The 18,426-nt window shown below is 35.2% G+C and carries 18 protein-coding genes; 9 read left to right on the top strand and 9 right to left on the bottom strand.

Annotation, left to right across the window (positions count from 1 at the left end):
- From QHG34_RS09650 to QHG34_RS09670, 5 genes are all read left to right on the top strand, one after another.
- Nucleotides 1-1,209 (top strand): glycosyltransferase family 4 protein, encoded by a 1,209-nt coding sequence (locus QHG34_RS09650; RefSeq protein ID WP_282629971.1) that lies wholly within the window; start codon nt 1-3, stop codon nt 1,207-1,209.
- Entirely contained in the window at nt 1,206-2,108 is a 903-nt protein-coding gene (locus QHG34_RS09655; protein ID WP_282629972.1) for an NAD-dependent epimerase/dehydratase family protein, read from the top strand. The genes QHG34_RS09650 and QHG34_RS09655 overlap by 4 nt, the downstream gene beginning before the upstream one ends.
- A 3-nt stretch (nt 2,109-2,111) precedes the next feature.
- Nucleotides 2,112-2,663, top strand: a complete 552-nt coding sequence (locus QHG34_RS09660; protein WP_282629974.1) for a sugar transferase — start codon at nt 2,112-2,114, stop codon at nt 2,661-2,663.
- Between the two features lie 78 nt (nt 2,664-2,741).
- The gene (locus QHG34_RS09665) at nt 2,742-3,878 is read left to right on the top strand and encodes a DegT/DnrJ/EryC1/StrS family aminotransferase (protein ID WP_282629975.1); all 1,137 of its coding nucleotides are present in this window, start codon (nt 2,742-2,744) and stop codon (nt 3,876-3,878) included.
- A gap of 149 nt (nt 3,879-4,027) precedes the next feature.
- Nucleotides 4,028-5,047: a phenylalanine--tRNA ligase subunit alpha gene (locus QHG34_RS09670; RefSeq protein ID WP_282629976.1), complete on the top strand. Its 1,020-nt coding sequence runs from the start codon at nt 4,028-4,030 to the stop codon at nt 5,045-5,047.
- A gap of 225 nt (nt 5,048-5,272) precedes the next feature.
- On the opposite strand, the gene QHG34_RS09675 is transcribed toward QHG34_RS09670, so the two are convergent.
- From QHG34_RS09675 to mobA, 9 genes are all read right to left on the bottom strand, one after another.
- On the bottom strand, nt 5,273-5,779 hold the full coding sequence (locus QHG34_RS09675; protein WP_282629977.1) for a tellurite resistance TerB family protein: 507 nt from the start codon (nt 5,777-5,779) through the stop codon (nt 5,273-5,275).
- A 12-nt stretch (nt 5,780-5,791) separates the two neighbouring features.
- Entirely contained in the window at nt 5,792-7,597 is a 1,806-nt protein-coding gene (locus tag QHG34_RS09680; protein ID WP_282629978.1) for a protein kinase domain-containing protein, read from the bottom strand.
- Entirely contained in the window at nt 7,594-7,881 is a 288-nt protein-coding gene (locus QHG34_RS09685) for a DUF6804 family protein (RefSeq protein ID WP_282629980.1), read from the bottom strand. Before QHG34_RS09685 ends, QHG34_RS09680 begins: the two co-directional genes overlap by 4 nt.
- The gene (locus QHG34_RS09690) at nt 7,882-8,559 is read right to left on the bottom strand and encodes a hypothetical protein (protein WP_282629982.1); all 678 of its coding nucleotides are present in this window, start codon (nt 8,557-8,559) and stop codon (nt 7,882-7,884) included. It lies immediately after the preceding gene.
- 10 nt (nt 8,560-8,569) lie between these two features.
- A complete protein-coding gene (locus QHG34_RS09695) occupies nt 8,570-11,107 on the bottom strand; it encodes an Hsp70 family protein (protein WP_282629983.1) in 2,538 nt (845 codons plus the stop codon).
- A 24-nt stretch (nt 11,108-11,131) separates the two neighbouring features.
- The gene (locus QHG34_RS09700; protein ID WP_282629984.1) at nt 11,132-12,085 is read right to left on the bottom strand and encodes a hypothetical protein; all 954 of its coding nucleotides are present in this window, start codon (nt 12,083-12,085) and stop codon (nt 11,132-11,134) included.
- A 10-nt stretch (nt 12,086-12,095) separates the two neighbouring features.
- A complete protein-coding gene (locus QHG34_RS09705) occupies nt 12,096-13,706 on the bottom strand; it encodes a hypothetical protein (RefSeq protein ID WP_282629985.1) in 1,611 nt (536 codons plus the stop codon).
- Nucleotides 13,707-14,060: 354 nt separating this feature from the next.
- Nucleotides 14,061-15,326 (bottom strand): conjugal transfer protein MobB, encoded by a 1,266-nt coding sequence (gene mobB, locus QHG34_RS09710; protein WP_282629986.1) that lies wholly within the window; start codon nt 15,324-15,326, stop codon nt 14,061-14,063.
- Nucleotides 15,327-15,330: 4 nt separating this feature from the next.
- A complete protein-coding gene (gene mobA, locus QHG34_RS09715; protein WP_282629987.1) occupies nt 15,331-15,765 on the bottom strand; it encodes a conjugal transfer protein MobA in 435 nt (144 codons plus the stop codon).
- A 547-nt stretch (nt 15,766-16,312) separates the two neighbouring features.
- Here mobA and QHG34_RS09720 point away from each other — a divergent pair.
- The 4 genes from QHG34_RS09720 to QHG34_RS09735 all read left to right on the top strand — a co-directional run bounded on the left by QHG34_RS09720 (nt 16,313) and on the right by QHG34_RS09735 (nt 18,373).
- Nucleotides 16,313-16,807: a DUF3408 domain-containing protein gene (locus QHG34_RS09720; protein WP_282629988.1), complete on the top strand. Its 495-nt coding sequence runs from the start codon at nt 16,313-16,315 to the stop codon at nt 16,805-16,807.
- Between the two features lie 456 nt (nt 16,808-17,263).
- Entirely contained in the window at nt 17,264-17,698 is a 435-nt protein-coding gene (locus QHG34_RS09725; RefSeq protein WP_282629989.1) for a hypothetical protein, read from the top strand.
- 100 nt (nt 17,699-17,798) lie between these two features.
- Nucleotides 17,799-18,095, top strand: coding sequence for a helix-turn-helix domain-containing protein (locus QHG34_RS09730; protein WP_282629990.1), 297 nt, complete (start codon nt 17,799-17,801; stop codon nt 18,093-18,095).
- Nucleotides 18,092-18,373 (top strand): helix-turn-helix domain-containing protein, encoded by a 282-nt coding sequence (locus QHG34_RS09735; RefSeq protein ID WP_282629991.1) that lies wholly within the window; start codon nt 18,092-18,094, stop codon nt 18,371-18,373. The genes QHG34_RS09730 and QHG34_RS09735 overlap by 4 nt, the downstream gene beginning before the upstream one ends.
- Nucleotides 18,374-18,426 lie beyond the last annotated feature (53 nt).

An 18,426-nucleotide genomic window follows, 5' to 3' on the forward strand; every position in this document is an offset into this window, starting at 1 on the left:
ATGAATATTCTTATTGTTACCCAATATTTTTATCCAGAAACATTTAAAAGTACCGATTTAGCTTTTGAATTACAAAAGCGTGGGCATCAAGTAACAGTTCTGACAGGTATTCCAAACTACCCTGAAGGAGAAATTTATGATGGTTATGGTTATAAAAAAAAGAGGAATCAAAACATAGAAGGGGTTGAAATAGTTCGATCATTATTACTTCCTCGTGGAAAAGGAGGAGGAATTCGTCTTTTTTTGAATTATTATTCTTTTGCATTTTTTGCTTCTTTAAAGGCTCGTAAATTGGCTCGTCAGAAAAAATATGATGCAATTATTGTCCATGAACCTTCTCCAATCACTCAATTTTACCCAGCACTTACAGTTAAGAAAATTCAAAAAATACCTATTTACTTTTGGGTAATGGATTTATGGCCTGAAAGTTTGGAGATAGCAGGAGGCGTTAAGAATAAAAGCATTCTAAATTATTATAAACGTGTTGTACAAGGCTTTTATCAAGAATCTGAAAAACTCTTAATTACTTCAAAAGGTTTTAGAAAGTCAATATTAGAGAAAGGAGAGTTTGGTCATAAAATTGAGTATTTTCCAAACTGGGCAGAAGAAAGTATTTCAGAAGGTGAAACAAATTACCCAATTCCTGACTTACCAGAAGGCTTTAAAATTTTATTTGCTGGAAATGTAGGTGAAGCACAAGATATGGACACAATTATGAAAGCAGCTTTATTATTGAAAAATTATAAAGAAATAAAATTCATAATTGTTGGCGATGGAAGAAAGATGCCTTTTGTGCAAGAATTTGTTAAGGAACATCAATTGCAAGAAACAGTGCATACAGTTGGACGGTTTCCAGTTGAAGCAATGGCTACTTTCTTTGCAGAAGCAGATTTGTTGTTGGTTAGTCTTAAAGATGATCCTATTTTTAACTTAACAGTTCCTGCAAAAGTTCAGGCATATATGTCATCTGGTAAACCAATATTAGCGATGTTAAATGGAGAAGGAGCTGAGACAATAAATGAAGCTGATTGTGGTTTTACTGTGCCATCATCAGACGAAACTAAATTAGCTGATGTTATTAAAAAGGCAGCTAATTTTGATAAAGCTATATTGGAAGAGAAAGGAAGAAATGGAAAAAAATATTTTTCTGAACGATTCACATTAAAATCATGTATAGATAATTTGGAAAGAATTTTAGTTAAAAAATGAAAATAACTATTACTGGAGCTTCAGGTTTTGTAGGTCAAAATCTCTCATCATATTTAAAAAATAACCATCATTCTATTGAATCACTTTCTTTACGAGGAAATTGGTTATCTAAATTAGATAAAAATGCTGATGCTATTATTCATCTTGCAGGTAAAGCTCACGATTTAGAAAATGTTTCGGATGAATCAGAATATTTTAAAATTAATAGAGATTTAACCATTGAGTTATTTAATGATTTTTTAAAATCAGATATTAAAGACTTTTTCTTTTTTAGTTCGGTAAAAGCAGTTGCGGATACAGCAGATAATATAGTGAAAGAAGATATTATGCCAAATCCACTAACGCCTTATGGAAAATCTAAATTTGAAGCAGAACAGTATTTGATGACTCAAAATTTACCAAAAGAGAAACGTTTATTTATTATACGTCCTTGTATGATACATGGTCCAGGAAATAAAGGAAACTTAAACTTATTATATAAAATTGTCGAAAAAGGTATTCCTTGGCCGCTATCAAAATTTGATAATAGTCGTTCGTTTTTGAGTATTGATAATTTATCCTATTTAGTTCAAGAAATGTTAATTAATAAAGATGTACAATCTGGTATTTATAATTTCTCAGATGATCAGTACTTATCTACAAATGAGTTGATTATTGCAATAAATAAAGCTTTGGAACGTAAAGCAAAGTTTTTACCTATTCCAAAAGGTTTAATACAAGCTGTAGCAAAATGTGGAGATATAATTCGATTGCCATTAAATTCTGAACGAATTAAAAAGTTAACTGAAAATTATGTGGTTTCCAACAAAAAAATTAAAACAGCTTTAAACATTAAACATTTACCTTTGTCTGCAGAAGAAGGAGTTATTAAAACAATAAAAAGCTTTAAACAAAATTAAACTATGACACGATTATTCGATATATTATTCTCTTTTTTCGGTATACTATTTTTATGGCCTGTAGGAGTCATTCTTTTTATCATTGGGCTTTTTGATACAGGTGCACCAATTTTTGTACAAGAACGTGTAGGAAAAGGGAAGAAAGCATTCAATTTACTTAAGTTTCGTACGATGGATATCAATACAAAATCCGTTGCATCACACTTAGCAAGTCAAGCACAAGTAACAAAATTTGGTGCGTTTTTAAGAAAATCTAAATTAGACGAATTACCGCAATTAATTAATGTATTGATAGGGGATATGAGTTTGGTTGGAGCAAGACCATGTTTATTCAATCAAACAGAGTTAATTGAGGAAAGGGAAAAAAGAGGGGTTTACAATTATCTACCAGGAATAACAGGCTTAGGACAAATTAATAATGTCGACATGTCGACACCTGAGAAATTAGCGAAATTAGATGCTGAAATGTATCAAACAATGTCAATTTCTAATTATTTTAAATATATAATCGGAACTGTTTCTGGAAAAGGACAGGGAGATGCCGTGAAGAAGTAATTTAAACAATATACAAGTTACAAAGAGTCTATTTTAAGGCTCTTTTTTTATTATATTTGAAATAAATCTAACCATTTAATGCAAACTAAAATCTGGCTTTCATCTCCGCATCTTTCAGGAAATGAAATGAAATACATTCAAGATGCTTTTGATAAAAATTGGATAACTTCTATTGGTGAAAATATTGATGGATTTGAATCTGATATTCAAAAAGCGTTGAATACATCAAATCCAATTGTTGCATTAAATAGTTGTACATCTGTTTTACATTTAGCTCTTATCATGTTAGGTGTTAAACCTAATGATGAGGTTATTATGCAAACATTAACTTTTTGTGGATCTACTAACCCAATCGTCTATTGCGGAGCAACTCCAATTTTCATCGATTCAGAAAAACACACTTGGAATCTTTGTCCAATTACATTAGAATCTGCAATCAAAGATCGTATCGCAAAAGGAAAATTGCCAAAAGCAATTTTAGCGGTGCATTTATACGGAATGCCTTACAAGATTGATGAAGTTCATGCAATTGCTGAGAAATACAACATTCCTGTGATCGAAGATGCTGCAGAAGCCTTAGGTTCTACGTTTAAAGGTAAAGCTTGTGGGACGTTCGGTCGTTTTGGAGCGTTGTCATTCAACGGGAATAAAATTATTACAACTTCTGGTGGTGGAGCGTTGGTTTCTCACACGCAAGAAGATAAAGATAAAGCAGTATTTTTAGCGACTCAAGCGCGTGATAATGCGCCACATTACCAACATTCGCACATTGGGTACAATTATCGTATGAGTAATATTACGGCAGGAATTGGTCGTGGACAAATGGAAGTGTTGGCAGATAGAGTGGAGGCTCGTCGTGCTATGAACAAGTTTTACCAAGAGTTATTTGCTGATATCGATGGAGTAACTGTTTTTGTAGAACCAACTTCAGATTATTTCTCGAATCATTGGTTGTCTGCGATTTTAGTCGATCCAAAAGTATCTGGAAAAACACGCGAAGATTTGCGCTTAGCTTTCTTGGAAGATGATATCGAATCTCGTCCATTATGGAAACCAATGCATATGCAACCTGTCTTTGCTGATGCACCTTATTATGGTGAAAAAGTAGCAGAAGAATTATTCGAAAACGGATTATGTTTACCTTCTGGCTCTAATTTAACAGATGCAGAACGCGAGAGAATCGCTGCCAAAGTAAAAGAAGTTTTTGGAAAATAATTTTTAAATCTAAAATATCTAATAAATCCTCTTAAGTTTTCTTGAGAGGATTTTTATTTACAAGAATTAGACGTTTATAATAAAAGTCCCCGAATAATTTGTTATAAGTTGATTATCGGTTAAATTTGTAATCAAATTGATCAGAAATTATGATTGACCAAATCAAACAATATATTGAAGAAGTAAAAAACTTCCACTCAACAAATGCTGCTGAAATTGAAGAATTCAGAATTAAATTTTTAGGAAAAAAAGGAATTTTAACGGACTTGTTTACACAGTTCAAATCGGTTCCGAACGAACAAAAAAAGGAATTTGGTCAAGTTGTAAATGATTTGAAAACATTGGCAACTGAAAAATCAACTGTTCTTAAAAATGAAATCTCAAACGAAGGAAAAACTGATTCTTCTTTAGATTTGACGCGTCCTGGAGAGCCTTTTACATTGGGTTCTCGTCATCCAATCAATATTACAAAAAATCGTATTATCGAGATTTTTAATCGCATTGGATTCAGCGTTTCTGAAGGTCCAGAAATCGAAGATGATTGGCATAATTTTACCGCGTTAAATTTACCAGCGCATCACCCTGCGCGAGATATGCAAGATACATTTTTCATCGAAACTGATCCAGATATTGTGTTGCGTACGCATACATCGTCTACGCAGATTCGTCATATGGAGAAGAATCAACCGCCAATGCGTTTCTTAGCGCCAGGTCGTGTTTACCGTAACGAAGCTATTTCGTCTCGTTCGCACATGATGTTTCACCAAATCGAAGGTTTGTACATCGACGAAGGTGTTTCGTTTGCAGATTTGAAACAAACATTAAGTTATTTTACAACTGAGTTATTTGGTAAATCTGAAATTCGTTTACGTCCTTCATATTTCCCATTTACAGAGCCTTCTGCGGAGGTTGATGTATATTGGGGATTAGAAACCGAAACTGATTATCGTATGACAAAAGGGACTGGTTGGTTAGAAATTATGGGATGTGGAATGGTAGATCCTAATGTTTTGCGCAATGTAGATATCGATCCTGAAAAGTATACAGGTTATGCTTTTGGTATGGGAATTGAGCGTATTGCGTTGTTGTTGTATCAAATTGGTGATATCCGTTTGTACACAGAAAATGATAAACGTTTCTTAGAGCAATTCCAATCAGAATTATTTTAAGATTAATAGAATATAAACAAAAAATCCTGTTCAATTGAGCAGGATTTTTTATTTTAAAGTTTTCAGGAAAAAGCTGTATCGGTTGAATACTAAGCTTTTATAAAGATTATCAAAAAAGTCAGGTAACGATTTGGTAACGGTGCTTACTGCTTTGCTTTTCAACGTGTTTCCGTTCGCTCTTAGCAAAGATACGAATTATAATAATTACTTCGAGTTGAGGATTAGTTATTTATCAAATTTGAAATCTATCTCGCTAAACTTTGGTAATTCGGCTGTATTAAAATATTGATTAGTAATCTTATCAAGAAAGGATTCGGTTAATATGTCTTCTTCCAAGAATTGTTCAATATCAGGATAAACTGATAATATACTTCCGTCACTTATTTTTAGTCTATGACGAATATTTTTGAAAAATTTTACTTCAGAATAATCTACTTGTTCATCCGCATAAATTGTTTGAATGGCAAAGTCAATTATTGTAAGTTCTTCCTGTTCGGATAAATTAGCATTACTTAACAAATCCAAATAATGCCTAATGAATTGATTTCCGTTCTTATTAATTCCCTCTACAAGTTTGTTTATTTCAACCTGAAAATCAAAGTCTTCAAATAAGTCCGAATTTTGACATAAAGATTGAAGCGTTTTAATTTCTCTTTTGTCAATGTTTCCGTCCGATGCCATACAGCAAAAAGCTGTTTTCAATAATAGCTTATCAAATGTTATTATATCCATACTTTTCGATTTTTAAGTTTTAAATCCTATTCTTGGTCTTTCGGTTTTGTTTTCGGTATTTTCCCCGTCCATTTTTGCCCTTATCAATTCATATTTCTTTAATTCTTTTAATGGAACAGATGCTTTTGTATTCTTGATTACCTCTTCCAAAATCTTCATTGAAATTCTTGTTTTTGTTTTCAAAGCCAATCTTGATGCTTCATTAACCAATAATTCAATATCTGCCGAAACATAATTCTCTGTCAAATTGGAAAGTTGGACGTAATCCATACCAAAATCTAAAGGACGATTTTTTAAATACATTTCGAACATTGCTTTTCTCGCTTCGAAATCTGGTGGCGGTAAATAGAATTTCTTATCCAATCTTCCTGCCCTTAAAATTGCAGGGTCAATCATATTCGGATAGTTGGTTGCTCCAATAATGAAAACTCCTTTTTCTCCTGTTCTGTCCATTTGTGCAAGCATTTCATTAACCGCACTTTTACTCATTTCGTGAACTTCCGAATCTCTGTTAGGAACTAACTCGTTGATTTCGTCAATAAAAATAATAGTGGGAGCGTCTTTTTCCGCTTCTTGAAACATTTTTGCTATGTTTTCTTGTGTAGCATTCACGTATCTACTTTTTAAAGTAGAAGGTGTGACCAACATAAAATTAAATCCGACTTCTTCGGCAAAATGTTTAGCAAAAAAGGTTTTACCGCAACCTGGCGGACCATAAAGTAACATTCCGTTTGGTATAGTTACACCATATTTCGCATACTCTTCGGGATTGTGTAAAGCATCAATAACATCCAATCGCAATTGTTCTTTAAGTTCGTGCATTCCTGCGATAGCAGAAAACCCTTTGCCTTTTGCTTTCTTACTTTGAATTTTCTTTTCAGGTCTATCCTCTGATGTTACTTGCTGAACTCTATCAATATCTTCAATCGCTATTTCCCCATTTAAAGCCTGAACAAATTCACTGACATTTTGAAAGCGGTTTTCTATGTTCTGATTTAATGCTTTTTTCAAAATAAGATTTATATCGTTTGAATAGCCGATTATTTCATTAGTCAATTTTGGAAAAGACAAAGTCTTTTTTCGTTCATCAATTAGTAATTCTTCTGTTCTGTTTTTATTTGATTGAAAATTTGAAATATCTTTAAACCAAGGTGGCAAACCAAAGAGCATTTGGTACATTACTGCTCCAACAGAATATATATCGCTTTGTGGCGAATACAAACCATTTAAACACTCCGATGCAACGTAATTGAAGTTTAAATTTTCTTTATTGTATGCTTTTGTTGATTGATGAAAAGACCTTGCATAACCAAAATCAATGATTTTGGCTTTCGGAATATCTTCTGACAAATCCAACATTATATTTTGGGGTGTGATTTCGTTGTGAATGATAGGTTCGGACAATTTATGCAAATAATTTAAACCTTTCAAAACGTCCGTAATGATTTGTTGAATATCGTAATAATTGGTAAATGTTTCTCGGCTTATTCTTTCTGCTAATGTTTCTCCTGCAATAAAGTTCAAGACCAAAAAGGCAAACTTTTTGTTTTCAAATATAAGCTCTCCACTGTCTTTGTACTCAATAATATTATCGTGTTGAATTTTTTTCAAAAACTCAATCTCCAACAAATTACTTTCATTATCAAAAGCTGAACGGTGTAATTTTGAATAATTGAATAGTTTCAAGAAGTATAATTTCCCGTCTTTACCTTTTGCACGATAGGTTTCGGCATTAGTTCCTTGTTTGATGAAAAGCATAATATTATACTTTTCATCAACAGAAAACCCTTTTGGTAATATGCCTTTGTATTTTGTCATTTATTTTTTCCTTTTAAACTAATCATCAACCCAACCGCTACTATTACATCCACAATATTCCATATTTCTCTTCCTAAAGCAATCTTGATAAACGGTTGAAATAATAAAGCTAAAGCACCGTAAATAATCATTTCGGTTTTCTGTCCCTCTTTGTTTGCTTGGTAAGCTAATAATGCAAAACCTATCAATGCACCGAAACGCACTAATTGGTAATAGCCATAAGGCATATCTAACAAGCAACCGAGTAAAAGAACGGCTAATGCTATTTTTATTACTTTAATCATCTATAAGGCTTCTTCGGGATTGCTTGGTCTGGTACTGAAATTTCCGTTTTGTTGCATAATCAGCTCATATTCCAATACATTATTGCTTAAATATTGCGGGTCATCTTTCCCAAAATCTTCATTAGCAATAAAACCTCCTTTTAATTCTCCGTTTTTCATTTCCTTTTCGGGATTCCACCCTTTTCCGTAATAGAAAAAAGCCTGATATGTTCCATTTGGAAATGAGAATGTGTAACTATCGCCAGCCTGAATGAAAGCGTGTCTTACAACCTTATCATTCTTCTTGATAGTAACCAAAACATCAGAGTTACTTGTTCTGACTTTTATTTGTGAGCATCCGTAATCATTACAAGACGAATTACCTCCATAATATCTTGCATAGGGAGTTGCTCCTGTGTTTAGCGAATTAGAGATATACTTATTGTAATTCTCTTGCTCTACTCGCTCTTTTTCTAATTGGATTTCTCTTTCTATACGGTCTGCTTCTGCTTGTTGAGCCTGTTCAATTCGCTCTTGTTCCAAACGGATATTTTCGGCTTTTTCTTCTTCGGCACGTTGTTGTTCATACTCAATACGTTGTTTTTCTTCACGTGCCAACCGTTCTTTTTTAGCCTGTTCGGATTCACAAGAAATCAAAAGCAATGCAGATACCAAAGTTGGGATGATAATTTTTCTCATAGCTTCAAGTTTAGCCCAATGTTTCTTTAGGTTTTTCGTTTTCAGGCATCAAAGAAATCAGTTCAACGAGTATCTGTCGAATTCCCGAAGTTCTGCCATTTGTAGCCATTTGTAATCCTTGATTTAATAGTTGACGAGCTTTCGTTGTATCTTTCCAATGGTAAGTTCCAAAGCTATCATTCAGGTGGCGTAAAAACTGAACATCCATAGCATTCCCAGTAACAGCATTACGAAGTTCAAAATCTAATTGCCCGATTTCTCTTGTAAGTTCTTTAGCATCTTTAGCATTTTTCTCTTTAATGATGTATTCGATTTTTGTTCTGTACTCCTGAATATGAGCATTTACGCTTTCCAAATTCAAATCTCCGTCATCACTATTGTGTCTGATTTTTTCAATTAAATCTTCCAACTTATAAAACGCATCTTTCAGGTCTTGCTCTACTTTAGGCCACTCCGTTGCTTTTTCTGCTCCGTCTAATTTCAAAAGCTCTTTACGTAATCCGTCAAGAATTTTCATTTTTCCGTCTGCACTTCCTTTTTCATTTTCAAGTTGTTCCTCTAATGTTTCGAGCTTTTGAGAAACATCATCAGCATTTACTTTTTGGGCAGTTCGTTTGGCTTTACTAATCTCTTTAGTCAAAAATACTTCTTCGGGAGCTTCTGTATTTTTGATTTCTACCTCTAATTCTTCAAGATGCTCAATAGTCGGAAATTCTGCACTAAATTTCATTAAAGATGAGCCGTCAACTCTAATCGTAATATTTACAGGACTTCCTTTTGGTAAAACTTTTGGCAAGGTTTCTCCTGTGATAACCACTTCGTTTACAAAATTATTTAAAAGCGGATTTGTTCCCTCTGCGTTATAATCTCCTTGATATATCGGAATTCTTATAATATCTGTTCGCATTCCTGCTCTTATATCGCTACGGGTATATAGGTTATCAATAACACCCACAATCCCTTTTCCGATTTGTTTATTTTTCTCTAAACCTTTCGCAGGTTGGAATAAATCCTTTTGTTCGGTTTCAAACCATTTTCCGATACCGATATGATAAGGCAAAACCTGCATTTTGTCCAAACCTCCAATTCCTTGTATAATTGTAAATTGGTTAGGCTGACAATCTAACTTGTTTCCTGTTTCATCATAAACATTGATTTCAAAGGCATTAGATTTTCCCTCTACCAATAATACATCAAGAATGGTTGCTTTTTCTCCAATAAGCTTTTTACCACTACTCCAAGCTCCGTCTCCTCTCACTACATCAGCATATATTTTATCGGGAATTTGCCCCTCTGTTTTGTCTTTCAAAACTTTCAGGTTAATCATTTCATCCAATTCTACACTCGTAGCTTCATAATTTATTTCTAATTGAAGTTTTGTTTTATCTCTTGTAGCTTCCTTTACTTCATCAGAAACAGAGATAGTAGAAGCAAACAAAGCTGCACCACGGGCAACAACTGTCATTGGGTCAACAGAGGTATCTACATTGTCGGTAATCTGCTCTTTAAGCATTCTTCTTAAAATAGGCGAATAAGTCGGACCTCCTACCAAAATCAATGCACCTAAATCCGAACCTTTTAAATTGTTCCTTTTTAAAAGTTCTTTTGTAATGTCAATAGCTTTTTGAAAAATTGGAGCTAACACACTTTCCATATCCTTTTGACTAACTTCTACATCTATTTCGGGTTCTTCTCCATTATCATCCTCAAAAGGCAAGTCCCCAAGATTTGATAATACGTTATGCGAATCTTTGAATGACAATTGAATTTTAGCTTCTTCGGCAAAAGGCTTAACCGCATTTCTTAAAATTTCTCTTTTAGTAACATCTTCTAAAACACTATCAATAGAATAATTTTCTTGTAGGTTTGGAATAATGATTTGGTCAACAATGGCTTCATCTAAGTTTTTTCCTCCTAACCAATTGTCTCCGTCTGTATCTTTTACAGATAATATTCCCTCTTCTGATTTTACTAATGCTGCATCAAACGTTCCTCCTCCTAAATCGAACACTAACCAATAACCGTCTTTAGCTTTGGCATCTAAACCATAAGCCGTTGCTGCTGCAACAGGCTCTTGCAATAACTGGATATGTTGGAAGCCTGCTAATTTAGCGGCTTGCATTGTTGCTTCATTTTGCGGATTTAGGAACTTTGCAGGTACGGTAATCACGATTGATGAAATATTTTCATCCTGTATGAATGATTTTAATTTCTTCAATACTTCACTCGATAGCTCTTCTGAAGAGAAATCCTTTTTCATATTGGAACACTCATAAGTATGTGTTGTTCCCATTGTTCTTTTGAACTCAATAAAAGTATTGGTTTTCCCTTTTTCAAATGTTTTCAAGGCTCTCGTGTTATCATTTTTCATCACATTGAAAGCCGTATCGCCTACTAAAATATCCTGTCTTTTGTTGAAATGGACACAAGACGGAACTGTATCTTTTAAGGTATCTGATTTTTTAATGGTCGGTATTCCGTTTTCCATTCTTGCAATTGCCGAATTGGTCGTTCCTAAATCTATACCGTAGTCTATTTTATTTCTCATTATTGATTATGCTTTTATAGAGTATTAAATCCCGACAGAAACTTCAATCTGTGCGGTTTGTATCATTTTTTCATTATAATTTACTTGTGGAATCAGTACTTTTGTGATGATTTCAGAGCCTTTTTCCAAATTTTCATCAGGAATTGAACTCGCTACAATTACTTTCATTCCTTGATGGAATTGCTTACCTAATAATTCAGGCATTTCATAGCTGTTAGCAGCAAGGTTGTCTTTGAGTTTTCCTACGGAACGTGACAATTGCTTTAATCCTTTTGTTCCTGCATCCATAAGATTGATATTTCTTTCAATCAAATTAATTTCACTTGCTACTTTCAGGGCTAATGAATGGTCAGGTTCGGCATTTGGATTGGCAGGAGCTTCGGCTTTTTGCTTTTCAAGTAGCTGTAATTGACTTTCTATTAAGTCGGTTTGTTTACCGAATTCTTTCACCAAACTTTCTTCAATAGATGTTTTGGTTTGGCTCAATTGTTCTATCACTTCGCTCTTATCAGTTTTCTGTCTTCTGCTTAATAGCCAATAGATAATCCCTGAAACAAGAATTGCCAAAAGCACTCCGATAATTCCGTAGAGTGACTTCTTACTTAATGATTGTGATATTTCGGATATTTTATTTTGGCTATTATCGTTTGTTTCTTTAATTTCAATACCAAGTTTATCAGCCGTTTCTGTAATAGATTTTCTGTTTATTTCCGTTTGGTTTTTCAAACTATCAATACTGGCGGTAGCATCTGAAAATAATGTATTCAAATTGCCAATTTCCGTCTTCAATTTGGTGTTTTCGCTTTGAAGATTTTGAATATTGGTCTTTAATAAACTGTTTTCTTTCTGAAAATTCTCCATTTGAATTTTCAAAGGTTTCAGTTCCTTGTCCAAATCATCTTTGGTAATGTTTCCGTTTTGGGCAAAAAGCATTATGCCAACTAAACAGAATATTGATGTTAGTAGATATTTTCTCATTTCAATTGTTTTAATCACAAGCTCTTATTAATATTATTAAAATTATAATTCCGACAACCCAATACACCCACGGAGCACAACCCTCATTATTGCTTGAACTGCTTGAAGTCGTTGTTTTTGGTCTGTACGACCCTGAACTGCTTGATGATGAGCTGTAACTTGAACTGCTTACACTTAATTGTGAAGCAATAGACTTAAGTGTTGAGTGGTTTTGATTATAATGCGACCTCTGTTCAGGTGACATATCTAAAGAACCAATATTATTAGATACTTCAAGTGCGGTGCGAATAGTTGAGCGGAGTGTTGTAAATTGTCTTAATTGAACTTCAATACTGTTTTGCTGTTCATTAATTACAGAAATTAACATTCCTAAAGCATTGTTAGCCACCGCACCACTAATTTTTAGATAAAAATCATCCGTAGAGCCGAGTGTGTTTTTTATACTAATTAATCGTGGTTTACAGCTATCAACAAGGTCTTTGGCATTTGAAACGGTATCTGAAAGATTTTGAAATCGTTCGAGCTTGGAAGTGACAAAAGATAAATCATCCGCAATCTTTTTCTGTTTCTCTCTTTCGGGTTTGTCGTTAATCCATTCTTGCAAACTTTCAGTATTTTCCTGTATTCTTTGACTGACGACACTTCCCAAAGCTAAAGATTTCGCTTTTCGGAATAAATCCATTGTTGCACTACTTGGGTCGGTATTGCTATCTCTGTAATGTTTGAAATAGTCTATTCCACATTGTAGTATTTCGTCTGCAACTTTGTCTGAAACAGAAGAAAACTTAATATCAGAAGCACCCAAAATGGATTTCAGTTGCTTGACATTTTCAATGCTTTGTTGATATAAGGTATTCCCATCACTTATCGCATTGGCTTTATTAGCTTTTCGTTTGGTTTTGGATTCTTCAATCAATCTCTCTACCTGTTCAATGGGTTTCTGTACAAAACTTTTCAGGAAATCTTGTTTTGCAGAAAATTGTAGTTTGCTTACTATTTCAACAAATTTAATTACCGAGATTTTCTTACTATATTCTATGTCCGAAAAAAGTTGATTGAGAAACGAAAGTTGTAAATCTTTTTTACTTGGTTTATAGGTGGAGTCTGCTACATTTGAAACGAAATTATGAACCAAATCACTTTCGAGAAAAAATATTCCTCCTGCGATTGCGTTATTAAGATTTCCATTTGGTCTGACTATGTTGAGAACAGCACAATTATGAAAAGCAGAATAGTTTTTTTCGGTTACTGGTTTCCAAAATCTTTTTCCGTCTTCTTTGGTGTCAGTTATTAATTTATCCCAAATCTGATTAGCAATTTCAATGTCGCCGTCTTTTAGGGCTTCAAAAGCAGGTTCATCAGTTATAGCATTTCCTTTATAAAACCAAAAGAGTGATGCAGACATTTTATCGCTGTCCAAATTCAATTTTGATACTGCATTTTCTACATCTGCAATTGTTCGGGGTAGTTCCCCAAGTATTGGGAAGCTATAATCTTCATCAGGTTCTTGTTCGGCTTCTATATATTGTTTAAGCCGTCTTACCTGTCGGTCTTGTTCTCTTGCTGTTGCTCCAACGAGTAACCCTGTAATTCGGTAAGGATTGTTTAGTATTGATTTCATTATAATTTCTACGGTCTGGCAATTTAAATGCATTTTATTTAACTTCTTTACGGGTTTCCGTAAAGAGCAAAAAATAACGTGAGCTAATTCCTTTTGTTCGTATCTGCGGTGGTCGAATACCGATAGCACAAAGCAAAAAGGAACGCCCACGCTTTACCGTAGGCGTTTCCACTTTTACTTTCCCGTGCTATTTGAAATTTTCGACCTTTCAGATACAGGAATTTATAAAGCGAAACGCTATAATTTTATATATCTATTTTTCTTTTGCTTAACTCATTAAAACTTTTTTTGTTCTTCTGCAAATATATGAAAAATACCTTTCGGATTTTATCTGTAAGGTACTCAAAGGCTATCCTACATTCTTCTCCCTTTCTTCCTTTTCTTTTTCATTTGGTTAGCAAATTGCTCTTCTTCGTAATCCTCGCCCTGTCTATCTGGTAGTAGGCTGAACAATCCCAAATCTGAACTCTCCGAATTTTCCTGTGAGATAAACTCGAAAAGGTCTTTGGTCGGTTGGTGGTCTAGTGTGTTCATATTGGAAACAAGGCTGTCCTGTATTTTTAGTTCGGGTTTGTTGCCGTTGTGCCACCATTCGTTAAATACATTTGCCGACAGGTTTCTGTCCAACTGTGAAGCGTTCCAAACGGTTCTACTTTCGTGGTCGATAAAAGTCATTCCGTAAATTCGCCCGCTTTCGTTCCTGCGGACAACCGTATTAATACCTTGCTCTACAAGTTGCTTTTTAAACTCCGTTTCGCTGTTTGTGGTATGTATCGCTAATTCAATGGTATTCTTTAGGACAGACCTTACAGGATTGGTTTTCATTTTTTCTTTGGACTGCCCAAAATGTTTTTGAAGCTGTGTTACTCCTGCATCTTTTCCGAAAAGTGATGCTTTGAACGGATTGCTTGTCTTGTTGCCGTTTTCATCTAATGCCACATAAACCAATCCGTTTACGGTTTGACCGTTCCGCTCGCCTTTGACTTCTTCTGCTGTGATGTTGAATAGAGAGAGTAACGCATTGTAACTACCCATAGTAGAATAACTATAATACTTGGGTAGATGCCGTACTACCGAAGCAATCTGACTTTTGATGTCTCCATTTTTATGATTTACAGGCTTAAAAACTTTGTTGACTTGTTTCTGCTCCTGCTCGATGGCTTTGTTCAGGTTATATTTAGTTTCCAAATCCCGACAAATAGCCATTGAGCGAGGATGGTCGTAATCATCGGGGATTTTCTTGCCGTCAATTCCCACGCAGGTCGAAACGATGTGTATGTGTGTTCTGTCAATATCCGTATGCTTGAAAACGATATACGGCTGATTGCCGTAGCCCATACGCTCCATATAATCCTGTGCCATATCGGTAAACTGCTCATCGCTGACCTTATCCGCAGGATCTGGGTTCAGCGATATATGCCGAACCGTCTTTTCTGTTTTGATATTGGCAGACAGGTACGGTTCAAAGCATTTATTAAAATAAGCTACAGAATACCTGCCGTTCATTGTGTCAGGTATTTTATTCAGCAACAGAACCGCTCCATTCTCATTATCCACTTTCTGCTGATTGTACAAAATTGCTCCGTACATATTGCTTCCCTTTCCGATTTTTGCAATCATAATTTCACTCTTTGTTCAGGTATTTTTTTTCAAATTCATCGGTAAGAATTAAAACCTTTAGCAACAGATCTTTCATTTCTGCGGTTTGTTTTTCCAATTTATAGAGGTATGCAGATGCTTTTTTATCCGAAAAATTGGTGTTCAAAAGCCTTACAATCTGATTGTAATTGGTTGCTATTCCTCGAAATTGACCGAAAAATTTGGTCAATCCTGCGTGGTATTCTACCGCATCCATATCAATTTTCACGGTCTTTACCGTCTTTTGAAAGATACAGGCTGTAATAAAATGTGCCGTTATTTTCATTCCCGAATGGTCAAAAAGTGCAAGAAACTTGGCATTGTCCTCATCATTCAGGTTAAAGGAATACCGATGTACCGCAGGGTCAATCTTCGGTTTTCTTCCTGTTTTTTTAATCTGTTTTCTGTCTTTCTCTTCCATAATAATCCATTTTAATTTTTAAACAAACGGGCGACTTCGGAGCCGTTTCCAGCTCCCTGCAAGGGCAAGTGCTTTTGAGGTGCCGAAATTCATTTCGAGGACCTCAAGAGATAACTTGCTCTGAACAGGAGTTCAGAAAATCCGTTTTGCAAACGGATTGGAGTTAGCAGGGAAAATCCATTGCTTCCGATTACAAAGTTCGATAAGACTATTTGAATAACAGTCACTTACAATTACGCCAAATAAAGCCAATGAACGCCAAATAGTGCCGCCTTAATGCAGATTGCGACTGCTTTTATTTCCTTTGTGTATGGTTAGCTGGCTGATTGGTTATATCCTTATTAAAGTAACTAAACAGCATAAATCCCGACAGCTAATCTGCGTGATTGAATGCAGACGAATTAAAGTTTTTTGAGTTAATGAGCTAGCCAATTAAGGGTATGCAGGTGCGTAGATAAATAGGTGGTTACATATATACAACAGTATATACAGCTGAATACTTAACTAGGGAAACAGCTAATTAGATATAACATTAAAATTGAGAAATATGATACACGAAGAAAACAAAAATCAGCAACCCGAAAAAGAGGATTTTTCTATTGAAAATTTCCTAACTGATGAAAAGAAACAACCTTTGACGGAACAACAGGCTGTAACACATCGGGCAGATTTTGCCAAACCCGAAGTAGACGAGGAAGCCCTTATGCAGGTAATAGCAGGGAACGAACCTGCGGAAACCGAAGCGGAACAGCCAAAACCCATTGTGAGAAATACCCCAAAAACGACCTCCAAGCCAAAGAGGCTGACCAAAGAGGACTACTGCGGACAGTTTTTCAAAATCCCGACCACAACGGCAAGCAAAGGAAAATCTGTCTATGTTCGGCAGGAACACCACGAAACATTTAACAGGCTTACAAGCATTATGGGAATTGATAAACTGACGATTTATGCGTATTTAGATAACATTATCGAATACCATTTTCAGGAGTTCGGGGAATTGATTAGCGAAATCTACAACGATAAGCACAAACCGTTGTTTTGATAGTGGTGCGGTGTCGGCTGTGGTGTGTTGCTCCCTTTTAAAATTATTTTCCAAAACAAAAAAACAGAAAAAAAAGAAAGCCATTCTAACAAGGCGGACAGGAAAGACCAAAAGGAAACGGAATAAGTCCCGAAGGGTGGCTGGGCAAACACAATAACTCGGGGAAACCACCATATTTGCCCTGCCATTATGCCGTAAGCTTTTGGTGGGGTGGTGCGGTGGCTGTACGCCTTATCTTTGCTACCTTTTGTTCTTTTTTTAATCCCATTCCAATAAATGAAAGGTTACTAAAAACACGTATGGGATAAGTATTGGGTGTTTTTGGTATGCTTTCCCTTATCCGTACAAAACTTTTTAAATGTGAAGGGGCTTTGCGAGAAAAATTTAAAGTGTTTTGAGGATTGGTTTCCATTTATATTGTGCCAACACAAGCCAAAGACTGCCACATAATGCCAAATGAAAGCAAAGCATTGCCCTGTTTTCTATATTGGGCAAAATTTTGAACCTATGGAACAAAAAATAGCAACCGACAAAGAGCGGAAAGAGAAAGAACAAATAAAGAAAAAAGAGAGTAGCTCCCTGATACAGGTTGATAAGCAGGGCGACCCGATTTCCAATTTTATCGCCAATTTCAAACGCCAGTTCAGGGAAGCAAAAGGCTTACTAAATTGGGGCAAGCTGTTCGGGAGCAAACTTACTGAACCGCCAAAACTACCTACCGAACCCGAAAGCGTGATAGGTGCATCAAAAACGGTTATCCGTACGGATTACAAAAACGCTGACAAGAGTAAAGCCGTACAAGTCAATAAAAAGCCTGCTTTGAGAATAGGTAATACAATCAAAACGCAACAGGCTCGCACGAAAAATAGCAAACCAAAGTTAGGATTATAGCCGAGTATTTGGCAACTGAACGCCAAATACCGCCACTGAACGCAACATTACAATAACCTATGTGAATAGCTTTTATTTTCGAAGTTTAAATGATGCAGATATGGAAATAACGGTTTTAGACATTCAGATTTTAAAAGCACTGCATAGGGAAGTAAAGGAAGTTTCTCTATTGATTAAGGAAATCACTGCACCCTACAGAGCATTGCAACAGGCAACGAAATGGCTCGACCAGCAGGAAGCCTGCCAATTGCTAAATGTTAGTAAAAGAACTTTACAAACGTACAGGGCAAAAGGTATTCTTGGAGCAACGCAAATCAATCGGAAAACGTATTTCAGATTGTCCGAAGTGGAATTACTGATGCAGGGAGAGCCACCATTAAAAAAGCAAAAGAAATGAAACAGATTGGAGATTCAAACGAAGATATGCTTGCCCTGCTCGAAGCTGTGGTAGGCATCAAAAATGAACTGCTGTATATCAGGGAATATTTCCACCCTTTATTGAAAGGGGAAATCTACCTGCCAGGTGAACAGGTCTGCGAGATGTTGCATATCAGCAAACGGACATTGCAACAGTACAGAGATGACGGACTTATACCGTTTATCAAACTCGAACGGAAAATTCTTTTCCGTGAAAGCGATATTATCAAGGTGTTGGAAGATGGTTATCAGCGTTAGCCGTTAAAAAAAGAATGCTTTGAAACTGTAACCGTATCGGTCAATGAAAAAAA

Source organism: Empedobacter sedimenti, from assembly GCF_030005555.1.
GTDB lineage: Bacteria > Bacteroidota > Bacteroidia > Flavobacteriales > Weeksellaceae > Empedobacter > Empedobacter sedimenti.